This is a genomic window from Orenia sp. (assembly GCF_055140805.1).
In genome coordinates, this window is the sequence record NZ_JBSQYM010000096.1 from 1 (window position 1) to 11,249 (window position 11,249).

The window sequence follows — 11,249 nt, forward strand, 5'->3', positions numbered from 1 at the left end:
ATGTGTATAAGAGACAGAAGTTGTTTGAGCAATCTTTAAAAAGTTTTAAAAATTGCTTAATATTTTAAATTATTTATAAAAAAGAAAGGCTGATGAAAAGTGTTTAAGAGCAAAAACTTAATATTAGCAATGATACTGACATTAGTAATAACTCTATTAGTTGGCTGTCGAGATAAAGGAACTGATGGTAATTTAGTATTAAAATCACTAGAAGCTGTTAATCTTACAACAATAGAAGCAACTTTTAATGATGGTACAGTTAAAAAGGTTAAAGGTTTTAAAGTTGGTCCAAATTTCACAGAAAATATATTAAAAGACGGAGAAAATACTATTAAATATACTTATCGTGGAGTGAGTTATGAAGGAACTGTTAACGCTTCTGTGATAAAAAAATATCTATATACAACAGATAAAAGAGACAAAACAATGTTAGAGGGTATAACAATAAGTCCATGGGAGTATTCAAATCAAGGAGAAGTTACTTATGAAGCCTATAAGCCTTGTCTAAAAGCAAGCAGAGGAGAATGGGTAGTGCAATTGCAATTTTCAGGAGAAGTTGGAATATTTGATGGCTATGATATATTGGAATTTAAGATAAAAGCAGATGAACCCCAAGTAAAAGTTGTATTCGATAATACAAATAAAATAGAAAGTGGTGAAGGATATAATGACCATACTATAACAAGTCAAATTAATTTGACAAAAGATGGAATGGATAAAAGAGTAATACCTTTAGAAGAGGATGGTTGGTATAAAGTTACAATTAATTTATCAACTTTGGATGCAGATAAAATTGCATCAGCTAAAAAGTTGCTTTTCAGAATGGATTCAGGAAGGGGCTATGCAGCAATGCATGTAACTGATATTAGTTTAAAAGGATTAGCTTCGAAAAAGGAATCAGTCGATAAATCAGCTCCAGAAATAGTAACTCTAGAAGATAACAATACTGATTATGATGTTAAAAATCTTGACCTTAGTAATGAAGGAGTATCGATATTTCCAAGAGCAGAAAAGAGCTGGGTAGGAGATCCAATGCCATATTATGATGGTGAAGATTTTCAAGTCTTTTATTTAGAAGATTTAAGACATGTAGTTGATATTGGCTATCACCCATGGAGTTTACTTACAACAAATGATTTTTTACAATACAAAGATGAAGGTATTGTAATTCCATACACTAGAGATAGATATGCTCAAGATTTTGCATTGGGTACTGGTTCTGTAATCAAAGATAAAGATGGATTGTATCATGCCTTTTATACAGGACACAATTCCAAAAGAATGGTTATGGAAGTAGTAATGCATGCAACAAGTAAAGATCTTAAAAATTGGACTAAAATTCCAGAAGATACTTTTCAAGCTTCAAGTCAGTATAATCCTGACGATTTTAGAGATCCATATGTATTTTACAATGAGGATTATGAGCAATACTGGATGCTGATAACTACCAGAAAAGATAATATGGGAGTAATAGCACTTTATACTTCAGGTGATTTAAAAGATTGGACTGATGAAGGAGTATTTTTCTCAAATGATATGGGCAGTGATTCTAATATGGAATGTCCTACCTTGATTAAATATGGACAATATTGGTATTTAACCTTCTCCGATCAATGGCCAAAGCGTGTTGTTCATTATAGAATAGCTAAAGATTCAAAGGGAACATTTAAGAAGCCTACAGTAGATTATTTTGATGGAAATGGTTTTTATGCAGGAAGAATGGAAAAAGATTCTGAAAATCTTTATATGTTTGGTTGGACACCAACTAAAAAGAAATATGATGATGCTTATGATTATAATTGGGCAGGGAATCTAGTTGTACATCAGATTAAGCAAAAAGAAAATGGTGAGCTCTATCCTACCCCTATTAAGCAGGTAGTAAATAAAATTAGCAATAAAGTTGAGCTTAAGCCATTAACTAAGACTAAAGAAATTAAGGTTTCACAAGGTAATTATTTTTTTTCAGGTAGTCAGCATGAGCTAGTAACATTCTCACAAATTCAAGGTATAAGCAAAATAATAGGTAAAATAACTACAAAATCTCAAATTAATAAATTTGGATTTATGTTTAATGTTAGTAAAGATGGTATTGGCTCTTTAAATATGGTGTTTGATAGTAAATCACAAGAACTTCAATTCTATAATGTTGCTACAGATAAGATTAAAATCTCACAGCCACAGTCGACAATGCCATTACAGATTGAAAAAAATGATACTTTGGATTTCACACTACTGATTGATGATTCTGTGGCAGTACTTTATGTAAATGATGAAGCTGTACTTAGTACACGTATGTTCTCTATACAGAACAATCAATGGGGAATATTCTCTATGGATAGTAAGATAACTGTTGAGGACTTGAAGTTAAGTAAATAGTAAAATTTCTCGTTTGAATATAGGTTCTATTCATAATGAGATAAGAAGATTAATAAAATCAGCCTTATATCCAATCTTTTCAATTAGCATAAATTTATTTGAAAAGATTGGATTTTAATTTTGATTAGGAACTATTAATTGCAACAATAAAAACAATATGTTATGAGTGATTTATTGATGGGGCTTGAGATATGTTGTGCTTAATTTGATAATCTATTATTTATTATAAAGTAATTGAGGTTGGAGGCTTAGATTTAAATTATATTGAGATTAAGAGATAATCTAATAACTTATGAAAGTTGATGCAACAAATAGAATAATTTCTTGATAACTTCCAAAATATTAATTATAATTTAGATAAGTTAGCATCTGGATGTATAAGTGATTTTTTTATTATAGTACTCGAGTTCATTAGTTGCAAAAATAGCATAATTCTTATTTTGTATTTAAAAATTTATATTGATAAATGCTTATTTAAGGAGGTGATTAAATTGACTACTATGAAGGAGATAGCTCAAAAGGCAGGAGTTTCAAGAGCAACAGTATCCAGAGTTATTAATGGACATAGCTCAGTAAGTGCTGAAAAAAGGAAGATAGTTATGGAGTGGGTGCGCAAGCTTGATTATCAACCAAATAAGATTGCTCAAAGTTTAGTACAGTCTCAATCACATTTAATTGGAGTGATAGTTCCTAATATTTCCAACCCCTTTTTTTCAGAGATAATTGATACAGTTGAATATGAGGCTAATCGGCAAGGATATAGTATTGTTGTTTGCAATACAAGAGGTAATATACAAAAGGAAAAAAATCATATTAATACGTTGAAAAGCCGCCAAGTAGATGGGATTTTAATTGTACCGATAATAGATATAAATACTCCACATATTGATAGTTTTCAGCAAGGAGATATTCCTGTAGTGGCAATTACTAGAAAGGTTCATAAATTTGATTCGGTTCTAGTTTCCCATAAAGAAGGAGGGGCTCAGGTAGCTAGACATTTTATTGATATGGGGCATAGGGATATTGGATTTATAGGTCTAACTAAGGATGAAAAGTTTAAAGGGCTAAAAGGTGAATTAAATAAGAATGGAATAGAATTTGATAGTTATAATTTAATTGAAGGTGGATATGAAGGAAGAATTTCTTCTGAGAAAGTTTATACTCAAGTAAAAGATTATCTAGACAAAGGTAAGCTGAAAGCTACTGCTTTTTTTGCTTATAATGACTTAGCTGCCCTTGGGGCAATTCATGCTTTTCAAGATTATGGTTTGAAAATTCCTGATGATATTATAGTTGCAGGTTTTGATGATATATTTTTAGCTTCACAAGTTAGACCTAATCTAACAAGCGTTGCACAACCAACTCAGGAAATGGGAAGAGTAGCTATTGAAATATTGCTCAATAGAATATCAGAAGAGAACACAAAAGATAAACTAGAAATAGAGCTTGAACCGAGTTTGATTGTAAGGGAATCGACTAGGGGAATTAATTTTAAATAAGGTTAAAAAGAATCATCTATTTCTGTGCCTTTAAAATATGGTGATACCTTTTAATTACTAATACTATCCGTTGTGCTACTGAATCTATAAATAGAAAAGCTTTATCAAGAAATATTCTCCTTTAAAAAAATATATATTTTTTTAAAGGAGAATAAGATTTGTTCGATCTTAGTAGTCTTTGTATCATATAAATTGCAAATTTAAAAAATTTTATCAATAATTTTCTTATGTATTAGTACAATGGGCTAATATAATAAATTTGTATAATCAAGTGTACGATTGGTAGAAAAATAGACACATACCTGTACCTTCTGTATAATATTAATAACCATAAAAACATTAGGAGGGCACAGAATATGTGTCTTAATAATAATTATAACATAGATAGCAAAATGGTGAATACCTAATTTTTGAAGAAAGGCTTGTGATAGCTAATCTTGTAGATTAAATCCTAAAGGATATTTAATTATAAAACAATAAATCAATTATTTGAAACAAGATAATGCTATTATTTATAAAAACATAGAAACTATAGGTAATAATAAGACGTGCATTTTATATTGCAATTCTCACCTTTTTAAAATAAAAATAATTTATTTGACATCCTTTAAATCAAATGGTAGAATATAATTGAAATAAATGAATACGTATTCTAGATTATTTTTATAATTTAAGATAAATGATATAAGTAATTTGGTATAAGATTATTTATATAAATTAATTACAAGACCCCTTTTATAAGCAAAATATAATAAAATAATAGGGCATAAGTTAAATAATTAATAATATCTAAGGTCCACTCTAGTTGAAAAAATCAATTCTTAATGTGGATTTTATTATTTGGCTTTTTTGAATACGTATTCAAGGTTTTCATAAATATTATTCTTTAAAGATACAATTATTAAAAAAGAAAGAAACAGCTACATAAGAGTTAAAATAAGAGTAGGAAAGGTTATAAGTTATAAGAGAGGTGATTAAAGTTGGCAACAATGAAAGAAATCGCTAAAAAGGCTGGTGTTTCACAAGCTACAGTATCTAGAGTTATTAATGGTCATTCTTCAGTTACACCAGATAAAAGACAGAAGGTTATGGAGTGGGTACGTAAGCTTGATTATCAGCCAAATTTAACTGCTCAAAGTTTAGTGAGTAACCAATCCTATTTAATAGGAATAGTTGTTCCTGATATTTCTAATCCTTTCTTCTCAGAAGTAGTTAGAGTAGTAGAAAGTGAAGCTGACCAGCATGGGTATAGTGTTATTATTTGTAATACTGAAGGTAATTTACAGAAGGAAAGAAATTATATTAATGTTTTAAGAAGTCGTCAGGTAGATGGTATATTACTAGTACCATCTGATGCTACATCTAGCCATTTAAATAGTCTCAAAAAAGCAAATACTCCTGTAGTTGTGATTACTCAAAATTTAACGGGTTTTGATTCTGTCTCGCTATCTCATATGCATGGAGGAGAACAAGTTGCTAAGCATTTACTAGATTTGGGGCATACTAATATCGTATTTGTAGCTGGTTCTAAAAAAGATGAAAAGTTTATAGGTTTTAAAAGAACTTTAAGACAGAATGGGATTATCTTTAATGATGATAATTTCATAGAATGTGGTGGTTGGCAACTTAATTCTCGTGAGGTTTATAATAAGGTTAAAACTTATTTAAGTAAAAAAGAAAATTCAGATATTACAGCATTATTTGCCTATAATGATTTAGCAGCTTTTGGGGCTATGCATGCTATTCAAGATCTAGGATTAGATATTCCAAAGGATATAGCCTTAATTGGTTTTGATAATACCTTCTTATCGGCAGAGACAAGACCTAGTTTATCAACTGTGGCTCAACCTACAGGGGAGATGGGAAGAATATCTTTAGAAATACTGTTTAAACGAATAACGGCAAAAGAGTCAGAAAAAGGTATAGAAGTTATATTAGAGCCTAGATTAGTAGTTAGAGAATCAACTAGAGGTATTGATCTTGATTTATAATTAGATAAGTTTATAATAATTAATTATTTCTGTGATTTTAAGTTGGTTATCTAATAGGAATAAGTATATAAGTTTATAACCCTCCTATTAATAAATGTGTTTGAAGGTTTAAATAATCTTTAGATATATATTAGATATATATTCAAATTAGAGGGGGAAATAAAAATGAAGAAGGTTTTATCAATAGTTGCAATGCTATTAGTAGTTGCTTTGATTGGAGCTGGCTGTAGTGGTAATTCTAATGATACAGCTAAAACTAAAGAAAAAAGTGAAGGTCCAGTTGAAGTTGTTATGTGGCAACATGGTACTTCTGAACATGAGAATGCGTTTTATGTAGAGAGAATTAAGGAGTTTAATGAAGCTCATGAAGGTAAGATTCATGTTGATATGAAGGTTATCTCTCGTGGTGCTGGAAATGACTTTGAAAATAAATTAAATATGGCTGCTGCTGCTGGTGAATTGCCAGATATTATTGATATGGATGGTCCTTATGTAGCTAATTATGCTCAATCAGGTATCATAGGTTCTATTGATAAGTATTTTACTAAAGAAGAAAAGAATGAATATGCTCCTTCAATTATTCAACAAGGAACTTGGGATGGTAAATTATATGCATTAGGTGCAATGGAATCTTCTGTAGCAATTTATTATAACACAGATATGTTAGCAAGTATTGGAGTAGAAGTTCCACAAAAAGTTGAAGATGCTTGGACAATGGAAGAGTTCTATAATGTTCTTAAGAAGTTAAAGGCTAAATACCCAGATGTATATCCAATAGCTGGACTAGGTGGAGATATGAACGAATGGTTAACTTATATGGGTACTCCATTTATTTGGTCTAATGATGGGGATATTATTTCTAAGGATGGTATGCAGGCTGAAAGATACATGAATTCTGAAAAAACTATTGAATCTATGAAGTTTATTCAAAAGATATTTGATGAAGGATTGGCTGTAAATGATCCAGGTGAGCAAGCTTTTGAAAGACAAAAAGCTGCTATGACTATCTCTGGTCCTTGGGAATTAATCACAATCAAAGATTATCCAGGTCTAAAGTGGGGCATGACTCCAATGCCTGTATTTAAAAAAGGTCAAGGTGCTTCTCCAACTGGAAGTTGGGCATGGGGTATGCAATCAGAAACAAAACACCCTAAAGAAGCTGTAGAAGTGATTAAGTGGATGACTAATACAGATAGTACTGTTGGATTGTCTAAAGTCACTGGTATGCCACCTTCAAGAAAGGATGCATATGAGCAATTACCAGTATATAGTGAATATCCAGTTAAGCTTATCATGGAGCAACAGCTACAAACAGGACATGCTCGTCCAGTTACACCAGCTTATCCAATTTTAACACAAGAGTTTGCTAAAGCATGGTATAACATTATTCACGGTAAAAATGTAGAAAAAGCGTTGAATGAAGCTACTAAAAAGGTAGATAGATATATTGAACGTAGAATTAAGTAATTAGGTTTAGAAAAAGAAAGAATCTACCACTAAAGATAGATTCTTTCTCTAAATTTTAAAAAGTGGAGGTGCTATTAAATTGAATTTAGTAAAAAAAGTCGAAAATAAGTTTGGGGATATCTTTAATATTAATAGTGCTAAAGATACTCGGGAAGCAATAGGAGGGTTAGCCTTTGTTGCTCCAGCAGTTATCTTATTAGCAGTTTTTATCATTTTTCCTGCAATCATGTCCTTTTACTATAGTTTAACTGATTTTTATATCTTAACCCCTGATAAGACTAGTTTTGTAGGGTTAGATAACTATAAATATTTATTTTCGGAAGAGATATTTTATCAGGCATTAAAAAATACTATCTATTTTGTATTGGTGGTTGTTCCAGTACAGGTAGGTGCAGCTTTATTATTGGCAGTATTAATTAACAGTAAGAGAATCAAAGGGGTAAAGTTCTTTAGGACAATCTTTTATAGTCCAGTAGTATTATCTATGGTGGTAGTATCTATCCTATGGGCAATACTTTATAATCCCAATGATGGTTTGCTTAATTCTTTATTAGTGGCTTTAGGGTTACCTAAACAGCCTTTCTTATCAAGTCCAAAACAAGCAATGAATAGTATTATTGCGATGTCAGTTTGGCAGGGAGTAGGTTATCAGATGGTTATTTTTTTGGCGGGATTACAAGATATACCTGAATCTCTTTATGAAGCAGCAGAGATTGATGGGGCTAATATATGGCAGAAATTTAGACACATTACTCTACCGGGGCTTTATAATGTAACAGTCTTTGTTCTTTTAGTTACAAGTATTGCGGCTTTTGGTATCTTTGTCCAACCTTATGTAATGACTCAAGGTGGTCCTGATGGTGCTACTAAAACTTTGATTATGATGTTCTTTGAAGAAGGATTCCAACTTCGTGAAATCGGAACTAGTAGTGCAATAGTCGTAATTTATTTCGTGATGGTATTAACAGTTTCTATTTTACAAAGAAAATTTGCTAAAGACAAACAGGATAGCGTAATTTAATGTATTAGAAAAGGGAGGTAATTATATGAAATTAAATCGAAATAATGTAATGCTAGGATTGCATTATTTGATATTGATAGTTTTGGTATTTGTCTTTATTTTTCCTTTATTATGGATGCTTCTTTCTTCATTTAAGTCAGAAAGAACAATGATGACTGATTTATATTCAGGTTTTAAAGCTTTTTTACCAACAGAAGTCAGTTTGGATAATTATAAAGAAGTTTTTTCTCGTATGAATTTTGGTAAATATTTATTTAATAGTATCTTTGTATCTGGCATGACCGTAGGAATAGGGCTGATTATTAATTCTATGGCAGGTTATGCTTTTGCTCGTTTAGATTTTCCAGGTAAGGATATTATCTTTGCTGTTATTGTATCTTTAGTAATTATTCCATTTCAAAGTATTGTATTACCATTATTTTTAGTAGTTAAAGATTTGGGGATGTTAGATAGTTATGGAGCTTTAATCATTCCTTTTATCGCTAATGCTTTTAGTATTTTTATGTTTAGACAGTTCTTCTTAAATATACCTAAAGAGGTGGAAGAAGCTGCTCAGATAGATGGTTGTGGATTCTTAAGAACTTTCTTTCAAGTTATTGTTCCTATGTCTAAACCGGTATTTGCTACGGCAACGATCTTAAATTTTACAGGAGTATGGAATCAATTTTTATGGCCATTAGTAGCAACAACTGATCCTAAGTTCAGTACTATTCAGATTGGTATTCAGGAATTTTTTACTCAACAGCCAGTTTATTATAGTCAGATTATGGCTGCTTTAACAATTGCCAGCTTACCAATGTTAATCTTATTTGTGAGTTTACAAAAATACTTTATTAATGGTATGGGTGGAATGGGTAAATAAGACTCTTTATTTACCTTGTTTTGAATACGTATTCTTTCTTTTCAAAAATATACAATTACTTAATATAGTTCATTGTAATAGCAATTTAATTTAAAAAGGATGATGGTAATTATGGGAAAAGAATTTAAATGTTATAAAGAAAAATACCGTCCTCAGTTTCACTTTAGTCCGGAAAGAAATTGGATGAATGATCCAAATGGTATGGTTTACTATAAAGGGGAGTATCATTTATTTTATCAGTATCATCCTTATAGTAGCGTTTGGGGACCTATGCACTGGGGGCATGCAGTAAGTGAAGATATGGTACATTGGGAACATCTACCGATAGCATTAGAACCAGATGAATTAGGTGCTATTTTCTCTGGTGGTGCAGTAGTTGACTATAATGATAGTAGTGGATTTTTTGATGGAGGTTCTGGCTTAGTAGCTTTTTATACCAGTGCTTTAATAGATGAAGAGAAGGATATAAACTTACAAGAGCAGAGTATTGCTTATAGTAGAGATAAGGGAAGAACATGGTGCAAATATGAGGGTAATCCCGTACTTGAAAATCAAGGAACAGTAGATTTTCGTGATCCCAAGGTAATGTGGCATGAAGAGACTAAAAAATGGGTGATGACTCTTGCTGTTCAAGATAGAGTAGAGTTTTATAGTTCTTCAAATCTGCTAGATTGGACTTTTGCTAGTTCTTTTGGTTCTGATGCTAAAGGAACTCATCGAGGGGTTTATGAATGTCCTGATTTATTTCCATTACCAGTTTATGATAAGAATGATATAAAAATTGATGAAAAATGGGTTCTTGTTTTAAGTGTGGGTGATGGTAATGGCATAAATAAAAATGATCCAGAGCCTCCAGCAGGTGGTTCGGGTATGATGTACTTTGTGGGAGATTTTGATGGTACAAACTTTACACCAGATCATCAGTCAATTGATGCTGACAATTTAGAATGGATGGATTATGGTGCTGATTTCTATGCTGGTGTTTCTTGGAGTAATAAAACATTAGCAGATGGACAACGTCTGTGGTTAGGATGGATGAGTAATTGGAGATATGCTAATCAAGTTCCAACTGAAGTGTGGCGTAGTGCAATGAGTATTCCGCGAGCTTTAAGCTTAAAGAGATTCCCAGAAGGAATCAAGTTAGTACAGAGTCCAGTAGAAGAGTTGCGAGATTTACGAGTAGAGTCTAAAATCTGGGATGATCTGATTCTTTCTCCTGATGTTAATTTATTGACAGATACTAACGAAGGTCTGTTAGAGATAATTGCAGAATTTGAACTGCTTGATGCTCAAGAATTTGGTTTCAAAGTTTATAGTGGTGATGGCCAAGAAATAGTTATAGGTTATGATGCTAAAGAAGAAACTGTTTTTGTTGATCGTAGTAAATCAGGAAATATTGAATTTCATAAAGATTTTGCTGCTAAGCATCAAGCTTTACTATCAGCTAATGACAAACGAGTAAAGATGCATATTTTTGTTGATTGGTCCTCAGTAGAGTTATTTGCTAATGATGGGAAGAAGGTAATTAGTGATCTAATTTTCCCAAATATAAATTCTAGAGAATTAAGTCTTTATGTTAAAGATGGTAATGTAAAATTAATTTCTTTAGATATTTATAAATTAAGGTCAATTTGGTAAAAAATTATGATTATAAGTAAACATAGAAGAGGGCCTATGTGCCTTCTTCGTTTGTTAATATTGAGAAGACAAATATCTAGCTAGAGTATAATTATTTAGAAAATGAGGTGAAATGTAAAGTGAAAGGAATTATATCTTTAGGAGAAGCACTGATTGATTTTACCCCTCTAGATGAGAATAATATGAAATTTCAAAAGAGTCCGGGAGGAGCACCTGCTAATGTGGCGGTAGGACTTAGTAAACTAGGAGCAAAGACAACTTTTGTAGGTAAGGTAGGAAATGATGTATTAGGTAGTTTTTTAAAAGAAACTTTAGATGAGAAAGGTGTCAATACTGGATCTATGCTATTAACTGATGAAGCTAGAACAGGGTTGACTTTTGTTACTTTAGATGAA

Annotated in this window: 8 protein-coding genes; all 8 read left to right on the forward strand. The window is 31.3% G+C overall.

Annotated features, from left to right (window positions below; genetic code table 11):
* Positions 1-129 precede the first annotated feature (129 nt).
* Complete coding sequence (locus tag ACTCDL_RS10240; protein ID WP_463176368.1) at positions 130-2,376, forward strand: glycoside hydrolase domain-containing protein; 2,247 nt, start codon at positions 130-132, stop codon at positions 2,374-2,376.
* Between the two features lie 500 nt (positions 2,377-2,876).
* Positions 2,877-3,875, forward strand: coding sequence for a LacI family DNA-binding transcriptional regulator (locus tag ACTCDL_RS10245; RefSeq protein ID WP_463176375.1), 999 nt, complete (start codon positions 2,877-2,879; stop codon positions 3,873-3,875).
* Positions 3,876-4,864: 989 nt separating this feature from the next.
* Positions 4,865-5,866, forward strand: a complete 1,002-nt coding sequence (locus ACTCDL_RS10250) for a LacI family DNA-binding transcriptional regulator (RefSeq protein ID WP_463176376.1) — start codon at positions 4,865-4,867, stop codon at positions 5,864-5,866.
* Between the two features lie 165 nt (positions 5,867-6,031).
* Positions 6,032-7,333, forward strand: a complete 1,302-nt coding sequence (locus tag ACTCDL_RS10255) for a sugar ABC transporter substrate-binding protein (RefSeq protein WP_463176369.1) — start codon at positions 6,032-6,034, stop codon at positions 7,331-7,333.
* Positions 7,334-7,412: 79 nt separating this feature from the next.
* On the forward strand, positions 7,413-8,354 hold the full coding sequence (locus ACTCDL_RS10260) for a carbohydrate ABC transporter permease (RefSeq protein ID WP_463176370.1): 942 nt from the start codon (positions 7,413-7,415) through the stop codon (positions 8,352-8,354).
* Positions 8,355-8,379: 25 nt separating this feature from the next.
* Positions 8,380-9,216, forward strand: coding sequence for a carbohydrate ABC transporter permease (locus ACTCDL_RS10265; protein WP_463176371.1), 837 nt, complete (start codon positions 8,380-8,382; stop codon positions 9,214-9,216).
* Positions 9,217-9,327: 111 nt separating this feature from the next.
* Positions 9,328-10,854 (forward strand): glycoside hydrolase family 32 protein, encoded by a 1,527-nt coding sequence (locus tag ACTCDL_RS10270; protein ID WP_463176373.1) that lies wholly within the window; start codon positions 9,328-9,330, stop codon positions 10,852-10,854.
* A gap of 119 nt (positions 10,855-10,973) precedes the next feature.
* Positions 10,974-11,249 (forward strand): PfkB family carbohydrate kinase (locus ACTCDL_RS10275; RefSeq protein WP_463176374.1); only part of this gene is annotated, 276 nt, incomplete at its 3' end.

Coding starts and splice junctions, on each gene's coding strand:
- ACTCDL_RS10240 (WP_463176368.1), top strand. CDS start 130: ATGATACTGACATTAGTAATAACTCTATTAGTTGGCTGTCGAGATAAA.
- ACTCDL_RS10245 (WP_463176375.1), top strand. CDS start 2,877: ATGAAGGAGATAGCTCAAAAGGCAGGAGTTTCAAGAGCAACAGTATCC.
- ACTCDL_RS10250 (WP_463176376.1), top strand. CDS start 4,865: ATGAAAGAAATCGCTAAAAAGGCTGGTGTTTCACAAGCTACAGTATCT.
- ACTCDL_RS10255 (WP_463176369.1), top strand. CDS start 6,032: ATGAAGAAGGTTTTATCAATAGTTGCAATGCTATTAGTAGTTGCTTTG.
- ACTCDL_RS10265 (WP_463176371.1), top strand. CDS start 8,380: ATGAAATTAAATCGAAATAATGTAATGCTAGGATTGCATTATTTGATA.
- ACTCDL_RS10270 (WP_463176373.1), top strand. CDS start 9,328: ATGGGAAAAGAATTTAAATGTTATAAAGAAAAATACCGTCCTCAGTTT.